The sequence below is a fragment of the Paraburkholderia sp. SIMBA_027 genome (genome assembly GCF_046535315.1).
In the GTDB taxonomy this organism is placed as follows: Bacteria; Pseudomonadota; Gammaproteobacteria; order Burkholderiales; family Burkholderiaceae; genus Paraburkholderia; species Paraburkholderia tropica.
Genome location: NZ_JAWRWY010000659.1, coordinates 1 through 269 on the forward strand (window position 1 = coordinate 1; position 269 = coordinate 269).

The following is a 269-nucleotide window of genomic DNA, read 5'->3' on the forward strand; positions in this document are numbered from 1 at the left end:
GCGGCTTGCAGGCTAGCGACCGGATCGTGGTGAACGGCATCCAGCGGGTGCGCCCGGGCGATGCGGTGCGCGCCCACCTGGTGCCGATGGACGCCGATCAGGATCCGAACAGCGCGCCGCTCGCGCAAACGCGTGCGAAGGCGGACAAGAATTCGTGAGCCTAGTGCGCCGCGCTCCGGTTGTGTTCCGGTCGCGCGCGCATGCTCCAACGTTAAGAGCTTCCAATGAACATATCCAAATTCTTCATCGATCGGCCGATCTTTGCTGGC

Annotated in this window: 1 pseudogene; it reads left to right on the forward strand. The window is 63.9% G+C overall.

Annotated features, from left to right (window positions below):
- Nucleotides 1-158: pseudogene (locus SB764_RS40645) on the forward strand (efflux transporter periplasmic adaptor subunit); the annotation flags it as partial.
- Nucleotides 159-269: the final 111 nt, after the last annotated feature.